Origin of the sequence: Klebsiella planticola ATCC 33531 (assembly GCF_000735435.1) — a bacterium.
In the GTDB taxonomy this organism is placed as follows: Bacteria; Pseudomonadota; Gammaproteobacteria; order Enterobacterales; family Enterobacteriaceae; genus Klebsiella; species Klebsiella planticola.
The window spans coordinates 20,010-42,073 of sequence record NZ_JMPP01000051.1 but is presented as its reverse complement, the minus strand read 5'-3'; the positions used below and the strand labels follow the sequence as shown (position 1 = coordinate 42,073).

Here is a 22,064-nt window from a genome sequence, read left to right as displayed (position 1 = left end):
ATCTGTTCTCTGGTCAGTTCGAGAACAAGCGCTACTCTACGGGGCAAAAGTGTAGTTAAAATGGAGAAACCATGAAGAATCAGGGCAAATACCTGCTCTGTGCAAAGAAGGAGCAGAAATGAAGTGGATGATAATGCTACTGCCGCTGACCCTGGCCGGATGCGCGAAGCAACCGCAGCCGCAAGATGCCCCGCCGCCGCCGCAGACTATCGGCATGGCCAACCCGGCTTCCGTCTACTGTACGCAAAAAGGCGGTAGTCTGATTCCGGTTCAGACGCCGCAGGGCGTGCGCAGCGACTGTAAGCTGCCCGGCGGGGAAACCCTCGATGAATGGGAACTGTGGCGCCGGGATCACCCCGCTAAGCCGTAACCGGTAGATTCTCAAGCCAGTTAGCCAGCACCAGCGCATGGTTTTGCCGGGTATCTTTGGCGGCATACAGCAAGGTTAAGGGCTGTTGGCGAGCCAGCCCGGCGAGACGTAATCCTTCGTCACGCCGGGCGTCGAGTTCCTGGCGATACTGTTGACTGAAGCTGGCAAAATCGATCGCCTCGCCGTGGAACGCTTTACGTAGCGCCGAAGAGGGCGAGAGCGATTTGCACCATTCATCGTAGCGCAAAGCCTCTTTTTTCATCCCGCGCGGCCAGAGTCGGTCGACCAGGACGCGGTAACCGTCGCCGGCCTCTGCCGGATCATAAACGCGTTTACAGTGAATCATCGCTATTTTCTCTCTGTTGCATCCAGGCGAGGAGTTGGGGCAGCTGTTGGTCGGAAAAAACGGCGATTCCGTGTTCACGCAGCAGCGCCGCCGCCACGCCTGAGCCCGGCTTTCGCTGCCCGCTGAACGTCCCGTCGTAAATAAACTGGCTGCCACAGGTCGGGCTGCCATCGGTTAACAACGCGGCCTCGCAGCCGGCATCCTGTGCGGCGCGCAGGGCCAGCCATGCGGCCAGCTGATAGTGCGGGGTGACGTCCTGACCGTCGCTTTCAACGATACGCGCGCGGTCTTGCATGACATCCGCGCCCTGGGCGTGAAGGATTTCGGCCGGCAGTCGGGGGACCGGCAGCCCGGCGGCCAGCTCCGGGCAATGAATTACCAGCCGACCTTCGCGCTGCCAGCGCGCCAGCGCGTCGGCAAGCTGCGCTTTTTGGCTGCCATTATAGCGAACCTGAAAACCCATCAGGCAGGCGCTGACCAAAATTTTGCTTTTCATAGGCGGTCCATCATTATTCCTCGGCGCTATACAATAGCGCCTGCGCGGGGAAATTACCCGCGCACAAAGCAATCCGAAAGCACGAATGGCCTTCTGCCGTGGTGAAAACAGGGGTTGTGTTCCGCGACGGAGATCGCTAATCTGAGGCTCCTTGTGTTGCCCGAAAATCGCTCTGACATAAGGATCCTGCTATGAACACCCCCCTGCGTATTGCCCTGGTTGGCGACTACAATCCTGACGTGATTGCCCATAAAGCTATCCCCCTGGCTATCGACGATGCTGCTGCCGTGCTGGAGCTGCCCGTGCGCTATGAGTGGCTGGCAACTCGTGATATTCATCATGCCGATGCGCTGGTGGATTACGCTGCTATCTGGGTCGTGCCCGCCAGTCCGTACGAAAATGCCGAAGGCGCGTTTACCGCCATTCGCTACGCGCGCGAAAACAGCGTGCCTTTCCTTGGAACCTGCGGTGGTTTTCAGCACGCGATAATCGAATATGCGCGTAACGTGATGGGCTGGCAGGATGCGGCACATGCTGAAACCGATACCGAAGGACGGATGGTGATAGCGCCGCTCAGCTGTTCGCTGGTTGAAAAGTCGGACACCATTGAGCTGCGCGCTCATACCCTGATTGCCCGTGCGTACGGTCGCGATCATATTGAAGAGGGCTACCACTGCAACTACGGTATCGCCGACAGCTTTGCCCGTGAACTGGAGCAGGGGGAGCTGCGGGTAACCGGATGGGATGAAGAGGGGGAGATTCGCGCGGTGGAACTGGTCACACATCCGTTCTTTGTGGCGACCTTGTTTCAGCATGAACGTCATGCCCTCGAAGGGCGTCCCGCACCGCTGGTGCAGGCGTTTTTACATGCCGCAAGCCAGTAATCTCACCGCCGGTTAATCTTACTGGATTGAGTCCGCATTGCCGGCATCACCCCGGCGGCGCGGGCGAGCAGGAAAATATTGCCGCCATCGTAATGGCGGCTTATCAAAGCGCTATCCGTTTATCTCCCGGTTGCGTCCGGCCAGTGCACCGAACAGCGCCATGACGACTGAAATCAGCGCCACGGCGATAAGCGGGATCTGCCAGTCGCCGTTGGCATCATGAATTTTCCCCATGAGCGGTGGTCCGCAGGCGGCCAGCAGGTATCCGATGGTCTGTGCCATCCCCGACAAGGCCGCTGCCTGGTGCGCAGAGTTTGCGCGCAGGCCGATAAACGTCAATCCCAGAATCATGGTCGCCCCCGAACCGAAACCAAAGATCAGCGTCCAGACTACCGCCTGTCCCGGCCAGAACCACAGCCCGCAGGCGCTGATGGCGCACATCAGCGCCACAATGACCGCGATGGCGCGCTGGTCTTTAAGGCGATGAAGAATCAGCGGAATCGCCAGCCCGGGGGCCGCGGTGGCCAGCTGGAGCAAACCATGCAGAGAGCCCGCCTGCGCCTCGCTGTAGCCAAGGCTCTGCAAAATGGCCGGCAGCCAGCCAATAATAACGTAATAGACCAGCGAGTTGATGCCGAGGAACAGCGTGACCTGCCAGGCGAGCGCGGAGCGCCAGATTCCGCGATTGTGCATGGCGCCGGAACCGGTGAGCGGCGCAGTCGCGGTCTTGCGCGTTTGCGGTAACCATACCAGCAGCGCCAGCAGCGGAAAGACCATTAACATCAAGAGCGCGCCGTGCCAGCCGAAACCCGCCAGCGCCAGCGGCACCACCATGGCTGAACCCAGCGCGGCCGCTCCGCCCATAGTGATCGAGTAGGCCCCGGTCATCCTCGCAACATGCTGTGAGAAATCGCGTTTGATCAGACCTGGCAGCAGAACGTTACCGAGCGCAATTCCGCAGCCGATGATCGCCGTACCGCCGAACAGTAAGGCGGTGGAAGGAAGCGAACGCAATCCGATACCCAGACAAATAAGGACTAACGCGACCAGCAGACTGCGCTCAATGCCTAGCCGGCGACCGACGCCTGCCGCTAGCGGCGATACCAGGCCAAAGGCCAGCAGCGGCAATGTGGTGAGCATCCCGGTTTGTGCGGTGGAGAGACCATAGTCCGCGCGAATGGCGTCCAGCAGCGGGGCTGCGCCGGTAAAAGTCACGCGTAGCGTGGAGGCAATCAATAAAATCCCGGCAATCAGCAGCAGATGACGGCGGCCGGTAGAAGGCAGAACAGAACTCATGGCAATCTCTGACGAGTAAACAGGGCGGCTACAATAGCGCGTTTGCCGATGGTTTAAATCAAGCTAAAATGACAGATTATCGCTAATATCGGACAAAATCATGATAGGACTTGGCCTGGATGGCTACGATCCGGACAGCGGCCATGAATCGGCCCTCGCTTTTCGCATTCAGGTGGTGGAGGACGAGCAGTTCATCCCTCGCCATCAGCACCGCAAAGGCCAGCTGATCCTCGCCTTGCATGGAGCGCTCACTTGCGAGGTGGAGAACGCTATGTGGATGGTGCCGCCGCAGTACGCGGTGTGGGTACCGGGTCAGATGCCCCACAGCAACCGCGCCACGCCGGGGGCGCAAATCAGTTTTCTGTTTATTGAACCGGATGCTGCGGCAATGCCGGCGCACTGTTGTACCTTAAAAATTTCTCCCCTGGTTCGCGAGCTTATCCTGACCCTCGCCGGACGTCACGGGGAGGCGTTTGCCCATCCGACTACTCAACGGCTGGTACAGGTGCTGTTCGATGAGCTCCCACGACAGCCGCAGGAACATCTGCAGTTGCCGGTTTCCCCCCATCCGAAGATTCGCCAGATGGCGGATTTCATGGCGGTTGATCCGGCCCGTTGGCAGACGCTGGGGCAGTGGGCGGCGGAATTTGCGATGAGCGAACGGAATCTGGCGCGGCTGGTGGTGCGTGAGACCGGGCTGAGCTTTCGCCGCTGGCGACATCAGCTGCAGCTGATCCTGGCCCTGCAGATGTTGATTCGCGGGCAAACGGTCCAGCAGACCGCGCAAACGCTGGGATATGACTCGACGACCGCGTTTATTACGATGTTTAAAAAGGGGCTGGGCCAGACGCCAGGGCGCTACCTGGCGAGTCTGGTTACGACTTCCCGATAAACAGTGAAATGATGCCAGCGGCGATCAGCGGGCCAACCGGTACGCCGCGGAACAGCGCTACGCCAAGGACCGTGCCGACCAGCAGCCCGGCGACCAGCTGCGGTTGCGACCCCATCAGCGCCACGCCGCGACCGCCCAGCCATGAGACGAATACGCCCACCGCAATCGCCAGCAGCGACTTCCAGTTAACGAACGAGTGCAGCAGCGTCGACGGCGGCAGCGTGCCGCTGGCAATGGGGGCCATGACGCCAATGGTCAGAATAATAATACCGATCGTCAGCCCCTGTTTTTCAATCCACGGGAAAAAGACGTTGAGCGGCGTGACGCGAACGATGATTAAAACGAGGATAGAAATGGCCACGGTGGTGTTATGGCTGATAAAACCCAGCGCGGCCAGCCCCAGCAGAATAAACAGGGTTGTATCGAACATGAAGGGAGATCCTTGCCAAAATAATAAGCCTGTCTACTTTACGCGTAATAGCGTGAATAGACAGGCTTTTTTTGACGAACGACCGCGTATTCAGGCATCTGCACAATTTTGCGTGGCGGCGTACTATCACACCTCAGCTTTCGCGGCGAAAGGCGACCAGTTCCGGGCGGGCGATGCGCAGATAATCCCTGGTGTTGAGGATAATGGATTTATCCAGCTGGCCGGCGTTAAAGGCAATTTCAGGGTAGCGATCGAACAGCAGCGGATCGGCAATCAGCCGCAAGTCCGGATGAAAGCTGAACGGTGGGATGGCGCCAAAAACGCAGGCGGTGAGCGTATCGACTTCCGCCGGACTGGCCAGCGACGCCTTGCTGCCGCCGATATGCTGCGCCAGGCGTGACAGGTCTGCCTGTTGATCGGCGGCGAGGATCGCCAGCACATGCTGGTTCACGCCGTTCCCTTTGACTTTACAGACCAGCGCTTTTGCGCCCTGGCCCAAAGCGGTACCGCGAATTTCCGACACGGCCTCACATTTCCCCACGGCCTCATGTTCTACGACGCGATAGCGTGCCTGATGCTGTTCAAGCAGCGCGAGCAGCTGACGGTGGGTGTTGCGTTTTTCCGGCATGTTCATCTCAATCTTTCCAGCATGACAAAGCCGTCAGCATAATCTTCTTCACGCCTGATGAGAACCCACGGAGCCCGTAGGAGCATTTTGTTCTGATTGCTTGCGCGGTGAATGTTGACCTGAGAGGAGAGGGATAAACGACATGATGCTCAACGATCAATACCTCCGCGAACGGTGAGGGCCAATTCATATCTTCTCATCGGATTATTCGTATTTAATTCATAATTTAAGCAAATTCTCTTCAATTTATCGTTGGCCAAAGCACTCCTCACGACAAAATGGAAAGAATTTATTAAGCAATAGAACTTTTCTCATTTTATTGAGTCCTTAACAAAATCGATAGTAGTGCGGTTAATTGTGGTTACGAGGATATGATGATAGATAACACAGCGGTGCGGGTATCCCCGAAGAAGTTTAAAAAAATAAGGGAACTTAACAGGCGCCGTAATTATTTTACAAAAAGAGTGCGTAACGCCTTACGGGTTTATATCGCAAAAACGCTGTGGGATAGCCCTGCGCGTCATGAGCCGGATTTGTCATCGGCAAAAACGGTGCTGCTGATGCGCAATGAAGGCGCTATCGGGGATGTGGTTGTCGATTCTGCATTGGTTAAGTGCCTTCATCAGTCAGGGTTTATCGTGGATTTCCTGCTGACAAAATCGAATAGCCAGGTGATGCGGTATCATCCGGGCATTCGCCGGATCTATGAGGCTGAGAATGTAGCCTCCGGTGATTTCCTGCATAAATTTACCCATAATGTTCCTGAGTCCGTTATTAATGAGCTTGCGAATAATAAGTATGACATTGTTATCGATCCCTCTTTATTCGACATGCCCATACACCGGATGCTGTTATTGCGGCAAATAAAAGCAAAGTCGGTCCTGGGGTTTAATAAATGGGCATCTATTAATCACTATTCAAAATCCTTTGATTTTGATTGTGAAAACTGGCATGTCAGCAAAACCTATACGTTTATCGCCGAGCATCTGAATCTGGATAAAAAACATCTGGAGCGCTATGACCTCCATATTCCAGAAGATATTTATCAGCAAACCCGGCAGTATCTGGCGGGGATTGTCGGGCGAAAAGTCATCATTAATATTTTTGCCGGGCATCCGGACCGCAGCCTGTCGCAGGCGCAGTTGTCATCCCTCATCGGCAAACTGCAGGAGGCCTATCCCGATGTACAGATCATTTTGCTCGATCACCGCAATGAGATCCGACTCCCGCTGCCAGAAAAGGTTCGCATTAACCCTTTCAAAACGCTGCATCACGCCATGGCGCTGATTGCCGATGCCGATCTGGTTATCTCACCGGATACCTCGGTGGTCCATATGGCGGCAGCGTGGAGAAAACCGCTGGTGGCTATCTATAAAGATGTGCGCATGAACAACCGATTGTGGGCGCCGGGATATGACAACGCGCGGCAGATCATTGTCAAATGCGGCAAGGTCCATCACATGGAGAATCTGGCCAGTCTGATTATGAGTGAGATTGAAGGTGGCGTGCTGGCAAAAGAGCCCGGGCGGGATGGTCTCAACGATCGATAATCGTCGCTGCTGGCAGAGGGTACGTCCGGCAGCAGGGCATCATCACGTGGCCAGCGATACAAGATCGCTGGCTTTTTTATGCACCAGATTCCCGGTCAACCAGCACAATAGCAGGAGTCAAAAAGGGGGGATTTACGCCACAGGGATAATCCGGCGGAAGGGCCGGCCAACGGGGAGCGGCAGTCAGCCGAACGGCAGGTCATGTAAAACGAAAGACCTTTTAGCCTGAATTTTGCGACGGCTAATTATAATGGCGCGTATTCAAAACCAAGGCGCTCGCGGTAAGCGGAAGGCCGTCTTACGTTGATGCCGGGGAGCGCCTCACCGTTTTGCTTCCAGACTCTCGTCCGTTGCCTGTTGCGCTTTCATCAGGCCTTCTGTTCCCTTGCGGACCCGATTGGAGGTACTATCTAACCCATTATCTCTTTGTAACAGGTAACCTCTCCAATGGCTCTGATCCCTAAAAACTATGCCCGGCTGGAAAGCGGCTATCGTGAAAAAGCACTAAAAATCTATCCGTGGGTATGTGGGCGCTGCTCGCGGGAGTTTGTCTATTCCAACCTGCGCGAATTAACGGTCCACCATATCGATCACGACCATACCAATAATCCGCAAGATGGCAGCAACTGGGAGTTATTGTGTCTGTACTGCCACGACCATGAGCACTCCAAATACACCGAGGCGGACCAGTACGGCACTCGAGTGGTAGCGGGGGAGGATGCGCAAAAGGATGTAGCCGCCGCAACCTATAATCCCTTTGCGGATTTAAAATCGATGCTCAATAAGAAGTCATAAAATCAGCCATCTTTCCTGCTGGCACAGGGCTGCCTGAGCCGCCCTGACAGGCGCATCTTTGCGTGGTTCAGGTCTGGCTTATCACCGCGACTTTGCTGCCCGGCGCATTCGCTCAGACAGCACCCTTCGCCGGTTTGCCGACTGCGGGCAGCTTATGCCAGTCGCCCGCAGTAGACAGTGCATGATTACCAGAAGACGTTAGCCTGAATACCCACAGCCCAGGTGTCGTTGTCCAGACCATTATTGAAGGACGATTCGCTGGCATCCGTCCAGTTATCCCGGTCGCTATCGTAGTGGCTGACGAATACGCGTAATTCTGGCTTATCGCGACCGTAGGACAGCGCCTGAGCAAGGGTGTACTTTGCTCCGCTGCGATCGTAGTCAGTCCCGTTAACCGTTTTCTTGTCGTCGAAATAACCCATTTCAAGATACGTTCGGGTGTAATCAGACCAGTGATAGGTCACTTTCGCGCTGACGGACGCCGTTGACGCATCGCCCTTATCACCATTCCACAGCTCAACATCGTTGGCGGCAGCATAGTTCAGCGCATGGCTGACATCCCAATCCGCGGCAACCGGGATGGTGCCGTAGTTACGCAGTGCCCAACCTTCACCCTCTTTAACCGTGCCATTGAGCGTGTCCGCAGCGCCGAAGGTCACGCCTTGCAGGGCAGAGCCTTTGCCATAATACTGGATAACCGTATTGTTAACGCCTTTGTCGAAGATCGGCTGTTTCAACACCACCATCGCGGTTTGGCCATCGACATAATCGTGGTTGGCTCGCTCGACTTGTTCATCGTTAGCATCTGCGTGGAGATATTTATAACCCACCGCTAACGTTGCGCCATCCCACAGAGGCTGGCTGTCATACATGAGTTCAAGTTGATTGGAATCGATCAGCTGCTGAGCGTCCACTTCGCCTTCGGCAAAGGCAGAAAGATCTTCATCAATATCGCGATGTAAGAATGCGACAGAAAGTTTCCCCTGACCGAGACTCATTTTTTCAATACCGCCGCCGACGTTGGTATGGTTCCAGTAATCGTAGTCGTTGGCGTCAATACTGTATTTATTATACTGGCGAATACCCGCCCAGGTTGTTTCATCAAGGCCCATGAAGTTACGGAACTGGATATTCATATTTTCCCAGCCGAACTTATTTTCGTGGCTGCTATTGGTATCGCCGTCGTACATATTGATCATCGTCTGAATATATACAGACTGACTTCCTGAACGATATAGTTCTTTACCAAAGCCAACTTCAGCGTAGGTGTCAAATTCATTACCCAGACGGCCGAGTTTATTCTTCTCGAAGCTGCCACCGGTCGCGTCTTTCATCGAACCACCGCCGTCACTGGCGCCCATGCCTGAACGGAAATATCCATAAAAATCAATGCCGGCTAAGGTGTCGGTGGCGGTAACGGTTTTGGATGGGGCATCTGTTTTATCATCTGCAAATACGGCTGTGGACACCATTGAAAGTGACGACGCAATGGCAAGGGGCAATAAAGATTTTTTCATTAATTAATTCCTGGTGTTTTAAAATATAATTTCCGTAACAAATTGCACGGGATTTAATTATTAAATTTCAGCCGCTGCTGGTGGCGGTTAAAAAGGTAAAATATTTTAATTGCTATAAAAGAATATTAATTTTTCAGGCGCTATTGCACGTTCAGGCATAGTGTATGGTGTAACCTGCGGCTCTAAAACAGCACATTTATTTAAAAGTAAATATTGCCCTTGCGGAATATTAAATTGTGGACTAACGCACAAAAATAAGCGTTTTAAAGGCAACGCTGACCCTGAGGAGCCGCTTGGGAGAGGGGGCTGGGGGAAGGGCAACCTCCGCCGCGTCATGTTGGAACGACAGTCGGCTTTGGTTGCGCCAGTTGAAACGGGATCCGGAGGGACTAATTCAGCAGACCTGCGCCGACGTTGACCGACAGACCCAGTATCGCGAGATTGAACACAAAGGAGATAACCGATTGTAGCAGCGTGATTTGACGAATCCCGGTTGTCCCGGTGGCCACATCGGCGGTTTGCGAGGCCACCGCAATCGTAAACGCGTAGTACAGGAAGTCCCAGTATCCAGGGTCCTCCGGCTTTTCAGGAAATATCATCGGGGTGACGTCCTGCGTCCGATGCAGATAGTGCTGATGGGCATAGTGCATAGCGAAAGAGCTGGGCAGGAGGGCCCAGGAGACAATGAGGGTTGCCACCGTCAACAGCAGATGCACTATGCGCGGCGTGCCGGAGAGCTCTTTCAACGCGGAGAGTTCGCTTAAAATGGCGACAATGCTGGCTGCACAGGCCACAATCACTATCGTTAGCACGAGCATCGCGCTTTGGTCCTGTAATCGGGCAATGCGCTGAATGCCCGATACATCAGTAATCAACATGCGGATCCAGATAAAAATCAGATAAGGCCATGCCAGCGTATTCCAGCCGATCAGCACTCTTTGCAAGGTTCCCAGGTGTGCCGGAAGCAAGAAAAAACAGACGACGCCCAGAACGATAGAAATCAGCAGGGGCAGACGAACGTAGAGGTGGGCGGTAAGGCGCATAGCGGCAGTCGCTTCCAGTCAGACACTGATTCAGGCTTATTCAAACGTCATTATTGGAATTGACGCGCAAATACTTAACGGCCAGCCTTCAAGGAAAACAGTCAGGATCTTAATGTAACTGACTGTTTTTATTGGCTAGTTTCTGACCTCGGAACCCTGCTTGTGGAACAGTTCGCGGAACACCGGATAGATATCTTCCTGGTCGCGAATGTGCTGCATAGCAAAGTTCTCAAAGGTTTCCTGCAGATGCTCATATTCGCGCCACAGCGTCTGGTGCGCGCGGCGGGTTATCTCTATGTAGCTGTAGTAACGCACCACCGGCAGAATATTTTTAGCCAGCAGTTCATGGCACAACGGTGAATCATCCGCCCAGTTATCGCCGTCCGAGGCCTGTGCGGCATAGATATTCCACTGCGACGGGTCGTATCGTGCTTTAACCACCTCATCCATGAGCTTCAGGGCGCTTGAGACGATAGTGCCGCCGGTTTCCTGAGAATAGAAAAATTCGTGCTCGTCCACCTCTTTGGCCTGCGTATGGTGGCGAATATAGACGACTTCAACGTTCTTATAGGTCCGGCTGAGGAACAGATACAGCAGGATATAAAAACGCTTAGCCATATCCTTGGTGACCTGATCCATCGAGCCCGAGACATCCATGAGACAGAACATGACCGCCTGACTGGAAGGCTCCGGGCGTTTTTCGTAATTCTTGTAACGCAGGTCAAAGGTATCGATAAACGGCACGCGTTCGATTTTTGCCCGCAGCTCGGCGATTTCCCGACGTAAACGCTCCTCTTCCAGCAACTGCGCCGGTTCACTTTTGGCTATTGTGTCCAGATCCTCCTCAAGCGCCCGTAGTTCGCGACGCTTGCCCGCCGTCATCGCGGTACGTCGCGCCAGCGAGTTTTGCAGGGATCGCACCACGCTGATATTGGCCGGCACGCCGTTGGCGGTGAAGCCTGCCCGGTGAGTTTTAAATTCGGTGAGCTGGCGCTGCTGATTTTTCTTCAGGTTCGGCAGGGCGAGATCCTCAAACAGCAGATCCAGATACTCATCTTTCGATATTTGAAAGACAAAACCATCCTGGCCTTCGCCGTCGGCGCTGGCTTGCCCTTGGCCGCTCCCGCCACCGCCACCGCCGCCCTGAGGCCGCTCGATGCGGTCATTTTGTACAAAGTGATCGTTTCCCGGATGTACACGGTTACGCAGCCCCCCGCGTCCCTGATGAAACATCGGTTCGTTGATATCATCCGTCGGGATAGAAACGGATTCTCCGCTGTCAATATCCGTCACTGAACGCTTATTGATCGCCTCGGAGATGGACTGTTTAATCTGCGCCTTATAACGGCGCAAAAAGCGCTGGCGATTCACCGCACTTTTATTCTTTCCGTTCAGGCGCCGGTCTATGAACCAGGTCATATGCCCTCCTGTGCTGCAATTGCCAACCTTACGCTGCGACGGAAATGCCGGATGGCGCTGAGCTTACCCGGCCTACAGGTCGCTGTTGTTGTAGGCCCGGCAGGCAACGCGCCGCCGGGCAATTTCCGTTATCAGGATGATTTACGTACGCGCAGGTACCATTCGCACAGCAGACGGACCTGCTTACGGGTATAGCCTTTCTCCATCATACGATCGACAAAATCGTCGTGTTTTTTCTGCTCGTCGGTGGACGTTTTGGCGTTAAACGAAATCACCGGCAGCAGCTCTTCGGTATTGGAGAACATTTTCTTCTCAATAACCGTGCGCAGTTTTTCATAGCTGGTCCAGTTCGGGTTCCGTCCGTTGATATTAGCCCTGGCGCGCAGGACGAAGTTGACTATCTCATTACGGAAGTCTTTCGGGTTGCTGATCCCGGCCGGCTTCTCAATTTTTTCCAGCTCTGCGTTCAACGACTCGCGGTCAAACAGTTGGCCGGTGTCCGGATCGCGGTATTCCTGATCCTGAATCCAGAAGTCCGCATAGGTGACATAACGGTCAAAGATGTTCTGCCCGTATTCGGAGTAGGACTCAAGATAGGCGGTCTGAATCTCTTTACCGATAAACTCGGCGTATTTCGGGATCAGATAGCCTTTGAGGAACTCCAGATAACGTTCCGACTGCTCTTGCGGGAACTGCTCGCGCTCGATTTGCTGTTCCAGGACGTAGAACAGATGGACCGGGTTCGCGGCGACCTCGGCGTGGTCAAAGTTAAACACGCGCGACAATATTTTGAAGGCGAAGCGGGTGGACAGACCGTTCATCCCTTCATCGACGCCGGCATAATCGCGGTACTCCTGATAGGATTTCGCTTTCGGGTCGGTATCTTTCAGGCTTTCACCGTCGTACACGCGCATTTTGGAGTAAATGCTCGAGTTTTCCGGCTCTTTCAGCCGCGACAGTATTGAGAAGCGCGACAGCGTCTCCAGGGTCCCCGGGGCGCACGGCGCGTGGGTCAGCTCACTGTTGTTAAGCAGTTTTTCGTAGATACGCATCTCTTCGGAAATGCGCAGGCAATAAGGCACCTTGACGATATACACGCGGTCGAGGAAGGCCTCATTGTTTTTGTTATTACGGAAGGTCACCCATTCGGATTCGTTGGAGTGGGCGAGAATAATGCCGTTAAACGGCAGGGCCGAAATGCCCTCGGTCCCGTTATAGTTGCCTTCCTGGGTCGCGGTCAGCAGCGGATGCAGCACCTTGATAGGCGCTTTAAACATCTCGACGAACTCCATAATCCCCTGGTTGGCGCGGCACAGGGCGCCGGAGTAGCCGTAGGCGTCCGGATCGTTCTGGGCATAATGCTCCAGTTTACGAATATCCACTTTACCGACCAGCGCGGAGATATCCTGGTTATTCTCATCACCCGGTTCGGTCTTGGCGATGGCAATTTGCTCAAGGATAGAGGGCCACACTTTGATCACGCGGAATTTGGTGATGTCGCCACCGAACTCATGCAGGCGTTTTGCCGCCCACGGCGACATAATGGTGCCGAGATAACGGGTAGGCACGCCATACTCTTTATCGAGAATCTGCGCGTCTTCCTGCGGGTTAAACAGGCACAGCGGATGATCGTTGACCGGGCTACGTTCACCGTTGGCGCTCAGGATATAGATAGGTACACGCTGCATTAAGGATTTCAGACGTTCAGCCAGCGACGATTTACCCCCACCCACCGGGCCCAGCAGATACAGAATCTGTTTCTTCTCTTCCAGACCTTGTGCGGCGTGTTTCAGGTAAGAGACGATCTGCTCGATAGCATCTTCCATACCGTAAAACTCTTCAAATGCCGGATAGCGCGCGACAACCCGGTTTGAAAAGAGACGGGACAGCCGGGGTTCCAGGGCCGTGTCGACCATGACTGGCTCACCAATGGCCATCAGCAGCCGTTCTGCCGCGTTGGCATAAGCACTGCGATCTTGCCGGCAGATGGTAAGAAACTCCTGCAGTGTGAACTCTTCGTCCTTGGCAGCTTCATAACGCTGGCGATAGTGATCGAATATATTCATGGCATGCCGTCCTTTCGTTTTTAGCACAAGTTGAGAGCCGTTCATATGAATAGTGGGAGCTCCCGGAAGAGGTAAACTGCGCGACGTTCATCGATTCTCCAGCAACCCTTATGCCAGGTTGTCGAAGCGACACAGACAACGTGCGCTAAAATCACTTCTTCTAAATTAAAGCGTAGATGCATTTAGAAAACTTGCATGCCGTCAAAAATCAATTTCAATGACATATCAATAACTCATCCGGAAAAAAGGCGCTTTTTCGCACGTCTTGCCAGGCCGCGTCATGGTGCTGTCATCCGGCTGCAAGTTATGGTCATCTGGCGATGAGAAATTGAATGGTTTATGTAATGACGGGTAAAGAATTTGAGGCATGAGGCCTACGACGGTAAACTGCCCCGGCGTATTAATTGACAAACGGGAATATGGATTGTGAATAAGATCAAACCTCTGGCACTCAGCGTGTGCCTTGCGGCCTCTGTTTCGGCTGCCCACGCGGAAGGGAAATTTACGTTAGGGGCCGGCGTGGGTATCGTCGAGAACCCTTATAAACAATACGATGCCGATGTTTTCCCCGTCCCGGCAATTAGCTATGAGAGCGACAGCTTTTGGTTTCGTGGTCTCGGCGGCGGCTACTATTTGTGGAATGACAACACCGATAAGCTGTCCGTGACCGCTTACTGGTCGCCGATGTACTTCAAGCCGGGCGACAGCGATAGTGAGCAAATGCGCAAGCTGGATCGCCGTAAAACAACCATGATGGCCGGGCTCTCTTATGTCCACAACACGCAGTACGGCTTCTTGCGTACTACGCTTGCGGGCGACACGCTGGGTAACAGCAACGGTATCACCTGGGATACGGCCTGGCTTTATCGCTATACCAACGGCAACCTGACCTTGACGCCGGGGATTGGCCTGGAGTGGAACAGCGATAACCAGAACGAATACTACTACGGCGTTTCACAGCATGAGTCGAATCGTAGCGGCATGCGTAGCTACGACCCGGATAGCAGCTGGAACCCGTATCTTGAGCTGTCGGCTAACTACCGTTTCCTCGGCGACTGGAGCGTGTATGGCGCGGCGCGTTACACCCGCCTGTCTAATGAAATCACCGACAGCCCGATGGTGGACAAATCCTGGAGCGGTCTGATCTCCACGGGGATTACCTACACCTTCTGATTGAACACGAGCGCGATCGTCGAGCAGACGATCGTGCACCATAACGAAGAAATTCGTGCATCAAAACAGGGCGTCGCGCCCTGTTTTGCATTACGGTGGTGCAACGGCATAACCGAAGGGGGCGATGATGGAAAAAACGGTATCTTTTGGCGATCGTGCGGCAGTTCCTGCCATCGGGCAGGGCACCTGGTATATGGGTGAAGACAGGGCCCGACGCGCGCAGGAGGTTGCTGCACTACGAGCGGGCGTGGAACGCGGGCTGACGGTCATCGACACCGCTGAAATGTACGCGCATGGCGGTGCGGAAGAGGTGGTCGGAGAGGCGATTCGCGGCCTGCGGGATCGCGTCGTACTGGTCTCCAAAGTATACCCGTGGCATGCCGCTGGACAGAAGATGATGGATGCCTGCGAAGCCAGCCTGCGCCGCCTGGGGACCGACTACCTCGATATGTACCTGCTGCACTGGGCCGGCGAATTTTCCTTTGCGCAAACCGTTGAGGGCATGGAGACGCTGGTGGCGCAGGGAAAAATTCGCCGTTGGGGCGTATCGAATCTCGATACTGCCGCGATGCAGGCGCTGTGGCAGGTTGCCGGTGGCCAACGGTGCGCGACCAATCAGGTACTGTACCACCTGGCGTCGCGAGGAATTGAGCATGACCTGCTGACGTGGTGTCAGCAACGGTCGCTGCCGGTAATGGCCTACAGCCCGTTGGCTCAGGCCGGACGCTTGCGCGATGGACTTTTAAATCACAGCGTTGTGAAAAATATTGCTGAACAGCGAGGGGTGAGCGCGGCCCAAATTCTGCTGGCCTGGGTTATCAGTCATCCGGGCGTCATGGCTATCCCGAAAGCCGCAAGCGTAGAACATGTGGCCCAAAATGCCGATGCGCTGACGATAACGCTCACCGTGCAGGAGCTGGCGCAGCTGGATAATGCCTTTCCCGCGCCGGGCAAAAAAGTCCCGCTCGATATGGTATAAAGAACAATTATTCGCCAAAACACTGGCGCTTAGTTGATGAAAATCAAGGTTCAGTGGTGATTATCTCCTTAAAGATAAAAGAAAAAGGAGATTTACATGACTGAACTGAACAAGCCTCTGGATGTGAAGCTGGCTTTCCCGCTGTGGAAAGCGATTCTCACGATACTCTTTGGCGTTATTATCTGGTTTACTCCGCCGCCTGATGGACTCGCCCTCCACGCATGGCAAATGTTTGCCATTTTTGCCGCCACTATCTTTGCCATCATTCTTAAGGTGCTCCCGATGGGGGCGGTGACGATGATTGCGCTGATCGTCTCTGCGTTTTTGGGCGTGACGCCTCTCTCGCCGGGTAAAAGCGACAAAGTTGCGGCGTTATCCGGATTTGCCAACGGTACTATCTGGTTGATTGGTATCGCTATGTTCATCTCCCGGGCGGTGATCAAGACCGGGCTGGGTAAGCGGGTGGCGCTGTGGTTTATTTCTAAATGCGGTTCCAGCATGTTGGGTGTTGCCTATGGACTGGCGCTGTCAGATGTCGTCCTCGGACCGGGGATCCCCTCGGCATCAGCGAGGGGCGGTGGAATTATGTACCCGATTACGCAGTCCATTGCCACGGCGTACCAGTCAGAACCTGGCGCGACGGCGAGAAAAGCCGGCGCCTTTTTAATGATTTGCGTTTCACAGATCGATGCCATCGTCTGCACCATGTTTTTAACGGCGATGGCGGGTAACCCGCTGGTCGCCGAACTGGCAAGAAGCCAGGGAATAGAGATCACCTGGACGACGTGGTTTGTCGGGGCCATCGCTCCGGGGATTGTCTCACTGATCCTGCTGCCGCTGGTGATTTACGCGATTTATCCGCCGCAGTTGAAGAAGACGCCGGAGATACCATCGATTGCCCGGGAAGAGCTGCGCAAAATGGGACCGATGTCGCTGGCAGAAAAAATTCTGGCGTTTGATTTTGTCCTGCTGATATTGCTATGGACCGTCGGTGATATTTTCTTTTCGATTCCCGCGACGCTTTCGGCGTTTATTGGGCTGATGGTGCTGCTTATCAGCAACATCATGTCGTGGAAGAATATTATTGAAGAAAAAACGGCCTGGGACACCATGTTCTGGTTTGCCGTACTGGTGATGATGGCAAATGCGCTCAATAAGTACGGCATGATTAGCTGGATATCTGAGCGAATTGTCGGCTATGTCGGTCACTTCGAATGGATAACGGTTTTTTTACTGCTTGTCGTGGTTTATTTCTACACCCGCTATTTTTTCGCGTCGGCGATGGCGCATATTTCCGCGATGTATCTGGCGTTTCTTGCCGTGGCCGTTTCCGTCGGCGTACCGCCGCTTTTTGCCGCGCTGGTGCTGGGGTATACCTCTAATTTGTCGATGGGGCTCACGCAATACTCCGGGGGCCCGGGGCCAGCGCTGTTTGGCTCGGGATATAACACGACAGGGCAGTGGTGGGGAGTCAGTTTCGTGGTATCGCTGGCCTCTATTGCTATCTGGTTAGTGTTGGGAGGCGCGTGGATGAAACTGGTGGGATTCTGGTAACGGAAAAACGTCACGAGTGTCAGCAAACAAAACAGGGCGATATCGCCCTGTTTTTAATCCCTCATCTCCCGGCAATCGGGAGTGGAAGGGACTAGCCTCGTTTTACCACGCGGATAGTTTGCGCCAGGCGAGACGGTTTCTCTTCGCTGGTTTTCTGCGCTTCGGTGACGCAACAGGTTTCGACACAAACAAAGGTTTTGTACCCGTCATCCGGCATATCGCCCATGCTGATGGAGAGCGCCGGACCTGGGTTCCAGCCCACGACGTTGCTGTGGTGGTGGTGGACAACATCGATGTTGCGGTTCAGCGCAGCGTCGTGAATCACGCTACAAGCTTCGGCATTCAGATATACGCGGTCGGTACGGTCAGGGAAGGTCTCTGTTCCGTTGCTTAATACGCCTTCTTCGGCATTTTTCACTTTATCAATATAACGGTCGCCCAGACCGCTGACCTTCACTGCCGCAATGTCGCCGACGTTGAAGTAGGTATGCAGTGCGGAGGTGGTTTCAAATTCGCCGTGCGCCTCCAGCTCGATCTCGCAGGTTTTACCCAGCTTGAAACGCGCATAGAGCGTAAATTCGTGCGGCCAGTATTTGCGGGTTGCATCACTACTTTTTAGTTCAAAGGTCAGCATCACGCCGCTTTCATCTTCATCGTGGCCTTTCAGCGCCCACGGCAGGTTGCGGGCGAAGCCATGGGACGGTAAACCCTGTTGCGCCGCCGGGCCGAACCACGGCCAGCAAACCGGCACGCCGCCGCGCAGGGCCACGCCGTTTTTGAATGGCGTATTGTTGCTGAGCCACAGCACTTCTTCTTCGCCAGCCGGTTTCCAGGAGAGCAGGTGCGCGCCCTGAAACGCAACGGAGGCTTTCACCTGCGGATGGTCAACAACGATAAGCTCCAGCTCATCAAGCTGGCGGCGGGAGAGGACAGGGGTAAGTTGTTCAACTACCGGGAGAGCAAAAATTTTGTTAATCATGGTGCAATCCTAAAGGTTAGCCGTAAACGTGAAGCCATAAAAAAAGGCGACCGAAGTCGCCTTTTTGGATCAATGTCTCATCTCAACTTATTTGGAGATGTGAGCGATCAGGTCCAGAACTTTGTTGGAGTAACCCGTTTCGTTGTCGTACCAGGAAACCAGTTTCACGAAGTTGTCGTTCAGTGCGATACCTGCTTTAGCATCGAACACGGAAGTGCAAACTTCGCCGTTGAAATCGGTAGAAACAACGTCGTCTTCGGTGTAACCCAGAACGCCTTTCATTGCGCCTTCAGAAGCCGCTTTGATTGCTTTCTTGATTTCTTCGTAAGACGCTGCTTTTTCCAGACGAACGGTCAGGTCAACAACGGATACGTTCGGAGTCGGAACGCGGAACGCCATACCGGTCAGTTTGCCGTTCAGTTCTGGCAGTACTTTACCGACGGCTTTAGCAGCACCGGTAGAGGACGGGATGATGTTCTGTGCTGCGCCGCGGCCGCCGCGCCAGTCTTTGTGAGACGGGCCATCAACGGTTTTCTGAGTAGCGGTGGTCGCGTGAACGGTGGTCATCAGGCCTTCGATGATGCCGAAGTTGTCGTTGATAACTTTAGCCAGCGGAGCCAGGCAGTTAGTGGTGCAGGATGCGTTAGAAACGATGTCCTGGCCTTCGTATTTGTCAAAGTTAGCGCCTTTAACAAACATCGGAGTGTTGTCTTTGGACGGGCCAGTCAGAACGACTTTTTTCGCGCCAGCAGTGATGTGTTTACGAGCGGTTTCGTCAGTCAGGAACAGACCAGTTGCTTCAGCAACAACGTCAACGCCTGCTTCGTTCCACTTCAGGTTAGCCGGATCACGTTCAGCGGTAACACGGATTTTTTTACCGTTAACGATCAGATGACCGTCTTTCACTTCAACGGTACCGTTAAAACGGCCGTGAGTGGAGTCATACTTCAGCATGTATGCCATGTAGTCAGCGTCTAACAGGTCGTTGATTGCAACGATCTCGATGTCAGAACGTTCCTGAGCAGCACGGAAAACAATGCGACCGATACGGCCAAAACCGTTGATACCTACTTTGATAGTCATATATTCCACCAGCTATTTGTTAGTGAATAAAAGGTTGCCTGTAAAATTACAAAAACCTTACGCAGCGTCAAGCGGAATCGTGTCAATCATTGCGACAAATCAATCCTGAGCATACCTTTGCTCGAATGTTTTGCCTCACTCTCCCTTTGAGCCCAATTCCATATTGGGGCCGCGCCCGGAATTTTAAAGGGCGTTAAAGATAAAAATGTGATGTTAATCACAATTATCTGGGCTGCCTTTTGGCATCGAATAAGTTTAGAACAAAAGTCCACGCTTCATTGTTAATGTTTTGTTAGAATCGAGGCGTAAAGTTGTCCTTTCACAGTGAGAAGCAAGCACATGGCGAATAAACCCTCCTCGGACGAGCTCAAAAAAAATTTGAGCGAGATGCAGTTTTACGTGACGCAGAATCACGGTACTGAGCCGCCGTTCACCGGACGACTGCTCCATAACAAACGGGACGGCGTCTACCACTGCCTGGTGTGCGACGCGCCGCTGTTTCACTCGCAAACGAAGTATGATTCAGGCTGCGGCTGGCCGAGCTTTTACGAGCCGGTAAGCGAGGAGGCGATTCGCTATCTGAACGATTACTCTCACGGTATGCAGCGCACTGAAATTCGCTGCGGAAACTGCGATGCGCATCTGGGACATGTGTTTCCCGATGGACCGCAGCCGACGGGTGAGCGTTTTTGCGTCAATTCGGCCTCATTAAGCTTCAATGACGACGATAATGGCGAGCAGATTAAAGGCTAAAGAAACGATTCAGCAAATTATTCCAGTGCGGAGTTGAGCGGACCATGGAAATCGAGCAAATAATAGACAGTATGACGCCGGAAGTGTATCAGCGCCTGGCGACGGCGGTGGAGCTGGGAAAATGGCCGGATGGTGTGGCCTTAACTTCCGGGCAGAAAGAGAACAGCCTGCAGCTGGTGATGCTTTATCAGGCGCGACATAACAGCGACGCGCAGCACATGACCATCGACACCAACGGCCAGATGGTGATGAAGAGCAAGCAGCAGCTGAAAGAAGATTTTGGCATCGCGCCCAAACCGATTGCAACGCTGAAAATGCAGTAGCCCAGCGCCTGATGCCCGGCTCAGGGCCTGTAGTTGGATAGCGCAGGCTCGTTAAGGCAACTCCGGCAGGCCTGTAGTTGGATAGCGCAGGCCCGTTAAGTCACCCTTCCGGGCCTGAGGTTGAATGACGTAGGCCCGGTAAGGCAACGCCGCTACCGGGCAAGGTTGTGACAATTGACAACTCGGGTAAGACGCCGCTCAATCACCCGACGGCCGATCGCCGATTAATGTTTAATCCCAAGCGATGTCGCGAGCTGCTTCGCCAGCTGATTGTGGTCATCGGCGCCATACTCCCAGAACATAGCCCCCGCCAGACCTTTTTGCTTAATGTAATCAGCCTTTATCGCCACCGAACGCGGATTCTCGTACGACAATGCGAACAGCGCTTTGCCGTCTGCCGACTGGACCGACAGCCACGGCACCTTCGCCTCATCATCCCAATGTTCGGTAAAGCGTTTTTGCGGGTCGTTAAGCATTTTCTCGACGATGTCGTTATATTTCACGTACGTGTCTTTAGTCAGATCAAAGCCCAGCGATAAAAACAGGGCGATTTGCTGTGGTCCGAACCACGGCTGAGTGACGGGATTTTTTTGCGCATCCGGCTTCGTCCAGTCGATACCCGGCTCAAGGGCGCGTTTTGGCACCCGGCCATAAAAGCCGATCCCCAGGTTCATCTGGCTCGGTTTTAAACCGGCGGCGAGATAGTTATTGACCACAAAATCGGCGCTGTACTTATCCGCAGCCGCTACCGTCGGCCAGCGGGTTGAATCGTACAAGTTGGCGTTGAAGTACTGGGTACCGTAGGCCATGTCGTAAGTCATCAGGTTGATATAGTCGAGCGACGGAGCAATCGCTTTGATATCCACCCAGCTTTTCGGGCTCTCTGCGTTAGCGCCCACGGCGATGGTCACCAGTTTCTTCGTCCCAAATGCCGCGCGCAGCTCTTTCAGTAAGGCCGTGAAGTTATCGCGATCGGCCGGTTGGCTGGCGACCAGTCCCCAAGCGCCATTGACCGGATACTCCCAGTCGAGATCGATGCCATCCAGACCATACTTTTCAACAATCTCCTGCGCGGACTGAATAAACACCGCCCGGGATTCCTTCGTCGCCGCTGCGCCGGAGAATCCGCGCGCCCCCCAACCGCCGACGGAAAGCAGGACTTTCAGATTCGGGTTCTGCTGGCGCAATGTCGGGATTTTCTGCAGGTCAGCCTGTACTTTCGGCGACAGCCAAATCTGATGCAGCTTGCTGGCATCTTTTAAAGCGTCATTGGTTTCGTCTTTTTCGTCGTTATAGACCAGACCAAACGAGTAGTTGAGATGAGTTATCTGCCGCACGTCCAGCTTATCGATATCGCCACCGGGACCGGCAGTGACGTCGCCGCCGCCGTTAAAGTAGCCGACGGACATCAGGGAGCTGGCGGAGACCACGGAAACGCAGAGCAGGGGTAATGCTGCCAGTAAAGGCAAAAGCTTCATATCAGATCCT

General features: G+C 54.1%; 22 protein-coding genes. 10 read left to right on the top strand and 12 right to left on the bottom strand.

Translation table 11 applies throughout. From position 1 onward, the window contains the following. Positions 1-118 precede the first annotated feature (118 nt). Positions 119-370: a putative hemolysin gene (locus tag GRPL_RS06145; RefSeq protein WP_032688245.1), complete on the top strand. Its 252-nt coding sequence runs from the start codon at positions 119-121 to the stop codon at positions 368-370. Here GRPL_RS06145 and GRPL_RS06150 read toward each other — a convergent pair. Together GRPL_RS06150 and GRPL_RS06155 are read right to left on the bottom strand one after the other, a co-directional pair. After that, positions 360-716 (bottom strand): DUF488 domain-containing protein, encoded by a 357-nt coding sequence (locus tag GRPL_RS06150; protein ID WP_032688243.1) that lies wholly within the window; start codon positions 714-716, stop codon positions 360-362. The genes GRPL_RS06145 and GRPL_RS06150 overlap by 11 nt on opposite strands. Then, on the bottom strand, positions 703-1,212 hold the full coding sequence (locus GRPL_RS06155; protein ID WP_032700247.1) for a 2-thiouracil desulfurase family protein: 510 nt from the start codon (positions 1,210-1,212) through the stop codon (positions 703-705). Before GRPL_RS06155 ends, GRPL_RS06150 begins: the two co-directional genes overlap by 14 nt. A 191-nt stretch (positions 1,213-1,403) precedes the next feature. On the opposite strand from GRPL_RS06155, the gene GRPL_RS06160 reads away from it, so the two are divergent. After that, positions 1,404-2,096, top strand: coding sequence for a CTP synthase C-terminal region-related (seleno)protein (locus GRPL_RS06160; protein ID WP_032688240.1), 693 nt, complete (start codon positions 1,404-1,406; stop codon positions 2,094-2,096). Between the two features lie 111 nt (positions 2,097-2,207). Here GRPL_RS06160 and GRPL_RS06165 read toward each other — a convergent pair whose 3' ends face one another. Continuing rightward, complete coding sequence (locus GRPL_RS06165; protein ID WP_032700245.1) at positions 2,208-3,392, bottom strand: CynX/NimT family MFS transporter; 1,185 nt, start codon at positions 3,390-3,392, stop codon at positions 2,208-2,210. Between the two features lie 97 nt (positions 3,393-3,489). Here GRPL_RS06165 and GRPL_RS06170 point away from each other — a divergent pair, with 97 nt between their 5' ends. Further along, a complete protein-coding gene (locus tag GRPL_RS06170; RefSeq protein ID WP_162180105.1) occupies positions 3,490-4,284 on the top strand; it encodes an AraC family transcriptional regulator in 795 nt (264 codons plus the stop codon). On the opposite strand, the gene GRPL_RS06175 is transcribed toward GRPL_RS06170, so the two are convergent. Both GRPL_RS06175 and GRPL_RS06180 read right to left on the bottom strand, forming a co-directional pair. Beyond that, positions 4,268-4,714: a DUF441 domain-containing protein gene (locus GRPL_RS06175; RefSeq protein WP_004860772.1), complete on the bottom strand. Its 447-nt coding sequence runs from the start codon at positions 4,712-4,714 to the stop codon at positions 4,268-4,270. The genes GRPL_RS06170 and GRPL_RS06175 overlap by 17 nt on opposite strands. Positions 4,715-4,847: 133 nt before the next feature. Further along, the gene (locus GRPL_RS06180) at positions 4,848-5,348 is read right to left on the bottom strand and encodes a YbaK/prolyl-tRNA synthetase associated domain-containing protein (RefSeq protein ID WP_032688232.1); all 501 of its coding nucleotides are present in this window, start codon (positions 5,346-5,348) and stop codon (positions 4,848-4,850) included. Positions 5,349-5,716: 368 nt separating this feature from the next. Here GRPL_RS06180 and GRPL_RS06185 point away from each other — a divergent pair, with 368 nt between their 5' ends. Further along, a complete protein-coding gene (locus GRPL_RS06185) occupies positions 5,717-6,892 on the top strand; it encodes a glycosyltransferase family 9 protein (RefSeq protein ID WP_032700278.1) in 1,176 nt (391 codons plus the stop codon). A 447-nt stretch (positions 6,893-7,339) separates the two neighbouring features. After that, positions 7,340-7,687: an HNH nuclease YajD gene (gene yajD / locus GRPL_RS06190; protein WP_032688230.1), complete on the top strand. Its 348-nt coding sequence runs from the start codon at positions 7,340-7,342 to the stop codon at positions 7,685-7,687. 185 nt (positions 7,688-7,872) lie between these two features. Here yajD and GRPL_RS06195 read toward each other — a convergent pair whose 3' ends face one another. From GRPL_RS06195 to yeaG, 4 genes are all read right to left on the bottom strand, one after another. Beyond that, positions 7,873-9,204: a carbohydrate porin gene (locus tag GRPL_RS06195; protein WP_032700241.1), complete on the bottom strand. Its 1,332-nt coding sequence runs from the start codon at positions 9,202-9,204 to the stop codon at positions 7,873-7,875. Between the two features lie 389 nt (positions 9,205-9,593). Next, the gene (locus tag GRPL_RS06200; RefSeq protein WP_032700239.1) at positions 9,594-10,247 is read right to left on the bottom strand and encodes a DUF1345 domain-containing protein; all 654 of its coding nucleotides are present in this window, start codon (positions 10,245-10,247) and stop codon (positions 9,594-9,596) included. Between the two features lie 135 nt (positions 10,248-10,382). Next, positions 10,383-11,666, bottom strand: coding sequence for a YeaH/YhbH family protein (locus tag GRPL_RS06205; RefSeq protein ID WP_032688226.1), 1,284 nt, complete (start codon positions 11,664-11,666; stop codon positions 10,383-10,385). A gap of 131 nt (positions 11,667-11,797) precedes the next feature. Beyond that, positions 11,798-13,732, bottom strand: a complete 1,935-nt coding sequence (gene yeaG / locus GRPL_RS06210) for a protein kinase YeaG (protein ID WP_004860792.1) — start codon at positions 13,730-13,732, stop codon at positions 11,798-11,800. 426 nt (positions 13,733-14,158) lie between these two features. On the opposite strand from yeaG, the gene GRPL_RS06215 reads away from it, so the two are divergent. The 3 genes from GRPL_RS06215 (at position 14,159) to GRPL_RS06225 (ending at position 17,438) form a co-directional block, all read left to right on the top strand. Further along, positions 14,159-14,905 (top strand): MipA/OmpV family protein, encoded by a 747-nt coding sequence (locus GRPL_RS06215; protein ID WP_032688224.1) that lies wholly within the window; start codon positions 14,159-14,161, stop codon positions 14,903-14,905. A 124-nt stretch (positions 14,906-15,029) separates the two neighbouring features. Beyond that, positions 15,030-15,884: an aldo/keto reductase gene (locus GRPL_RS06220; protein WP_032700237.1), complete on the top strand. Its 855-nt coding sequence runs from the start codon at positions 15,030-15,032 to the stop codon at positions 15,882-15,884. 96 nt (positions 15,885-15,980) lie between these two features. After that, positions 15,981-17,438, top strand: a complete 1,458-nt coding sequence (locus GRPL_RS06225; protein ID WP_004860800.1) for a DASS family sodium-coupled anion symporter — start codon at positions 15,981-15,983, stop codon at positions 17,436-17,438. A 91-nt stretch (positions 17,439-17,529) separates the two neighbouring features. Here the strand turns inward: GRPL_RS06225 and GRPL_RS06230 are convergent, their stop codons facing one another. Then, positions 17,530-18,417, bottom strand: a complete 888-nt coding sequence (locus GRPL_RS06230; protein WP_032700235.1) for a D-hexose-6-phosphate mutarotase — start codon at positions 18,415-18,417, stop codon at positions 17,530-17,532. Positions 18,418-18,504: 87 nt separating this feature from the next. Then, positions 18,505-19,500, bottom strand: coding sequence for a glyceraldehyde-3-phosphate dehydrogenase (gapA, locus tag GRPL_RS06235; protein WP_004860805.1), 996 nt, complete (start codon positions 19,498-19,500; stop codon positions 18,505-18,507). A 339-nt stretch (positions 19,501-19,839) separates the two neighbouring features. Between gapA and msrB the strand changes: the two genes are divergently transcribed. Together msrB and GRPL_RS06245 are read left to right on the top strand one after the other, a co-directional pair. Beyond that, complete coding sequence (gene msrB / locus GRPL_RS06240) at positions 19,840-20,253, top strand: peptide-methionine (R)-S-oxide reductase MsrB (RefSeq protein WP_004860809.1); 414 nt, start codon at positions 19,840-19,842, stop codon at positions 20,251-20,253. Between the two features lie 44 nt (positions 20,254-20,297). Beyond that, positions 20,298-20,576 carry a YeaC family protein gene (locus GRPL_RS06245; protein WP_032695832.1) on the top strand — a complete coding sequence of 93 codons (279 nt, stop codon included), beginning with the start codon at positions 20,298-20,300 and terminating at the stop codon, positions 20,574-20,576. Between the two features lie 224 nt (positions 20,577-20,800). On the opposite strand, the gene chiD is transcribed toward GRPL_RS06245, so the two are convergent. Beyond that, positions 20,801-22,054 carry a chitinase ChiD gene (chiD, locus tag GRPL_RS06250; RefSeq protein ID WP_032700234.1) on the bottom strand — a complete coding sequence of 418 codons (1,254 nt, stop codon included), beginning with the start codon at positions 22,052-22,054 and terminating at the stop codon, positions 20,801-20,803. Positions 22,055-22,064: the final 10 nt, after the last annotated feature.

Bases quoted from the DNA above. Each gene is read 5' to 3' on its own strand.
- GRPL_RS06145 (WP_032688245.1), top strand. From the start codon at position 119: ATGAAGTGGATGATAATGCTACTGCCGCTGACCCTGGCCGGATGCGCG.
- GRPL_RS06150 (WP_032688243.1), bottom strand. From the start codon at position 716: ATGATTCACTGTAAACGCGTTTATGATCCGGCAGAGGCCGGCGACGGT.
- GRPL_RS06155 (WP_032700247.1), bottom strand. From the start codon at position 1,212: ATGAAAAGCAAAATTTTGGTCAGCGCCTGCCTGATGGGTTTTCAGGTT.
- GRPL_RS06160 (WP_032688240.1), top strand. From the start codon at position 1,404: ATGAACACCCCCCTGCGTATTGCCCTGGTTGGCGACTACAATCCTGAC.
- GRPL_RS06165 (WP_032700245.1), bottom strand. From the start codon at position 3,392: ATGAGTTCTGTTCTGCCTTCTACCGGCCGCCGTCATCTGCTGCTGATT.
- GRPL_RS06175 (WP_004860772.1), bottom strand. From the start codon at position 4,714: ATGTTCGATACAACCCTGTTTATTCTGCTGGGGCTGGCCGCGCTGGGT.
- GRPL_RS06180 (WP_032688232.1), bottom strand. From the start codon at position 5,348: ATGAACATGCCGGAAAAACGCAACACCCACCGTCAGCTGCTCGCGCTG.
- GRPL_RS06185 (WP_032700278.1), top strand. From the start codon at position 5,717: ATGATAGATAACACAGCGGTGCGGGTATCCCCGAAGAAGTTTAAAAAA.
- yajD (WP_032688230.1), top strand. From the start codon at position 7,340: ATGGCTCTGATCCCTAAAAACTATGCCCGGCTGGAAAGCGGCTATCGT.
- GRPL_RS06195 (WP_032700241.1), bottom strand. From the start codon at position 9,204: ATGAAAAAATCTTTATTGCCCCTTGCCATTGCGTCGTCACTTTCAATG.
- GRPL_RS06200 (WP_032700239.1), bottom strand. From the start codon at position 10,247: ATGCGCCTTACCGCCCACCTCTACGTTCGTCTGCCCCTGCTGATTTCT.
- GRPL_RS06205 (WP_032688226.1), bottom strand. From the start codon at position 11,666: ATGACCTGGTTCATAGACCGGCGCCTGAACGGAAAGAATAAAAGTGCG.
- yeaG (WP_004860792.1), bottom strand. From the start codon at position 13,732: ATGAATATATTCGATCACTATCGCCAGCGTTATGAAGCTGCCAAGGAC.
- GRPL_RS06220 (WP_032700237.1), top strand. From the start codon at position 15,030: ATGATGGAAAAAACGGTATCTTTTGGCGATCGTGCGGCAGTTCCTGCC.
- GRPL_RS06225 (WP_004860800.1), top strand. From the start codon at position 15,981: ATGACTGAACTGAACAAGCCTCTGGATGTGAAGCTGGCTTTCCCGCTG.
- GRPL_RS06230 (WP_032700235.1), bottom strand. From the start codon at position 18,417: ATGATTAACAAAATTTTTGCTCTCCCGGTAGTTGAACAACTTACCCCT.
- gapA (WP_004860805.1), bottom strand. From the start codon at position 19,500: ATGACTATCAAAGTAGGTATCAACGGTTTTGGCCGTATCGGTCGCATT.
- msrB (WP_004860809.1), top strand. From the start codon at position 19,840: ATGGCGAATAAACCCTCCTCGGACGAGCTCAAAAAAAATTTGAGCGAG.
- GRPL_RS06245 (WP_032695832.1), top strand. From the start codon at position 20,298: ATGGAAATCGAGCAAATAATAGACAGTATGACGCCGGAAGTGTATCAG.
- chiD (WP_032700234.1), bottom strand. From the start codon at position 22,054: ATGAAGCTTTTGCCTTTACTGGCAGCATTACCCCTGCTCTGCGTTTCC.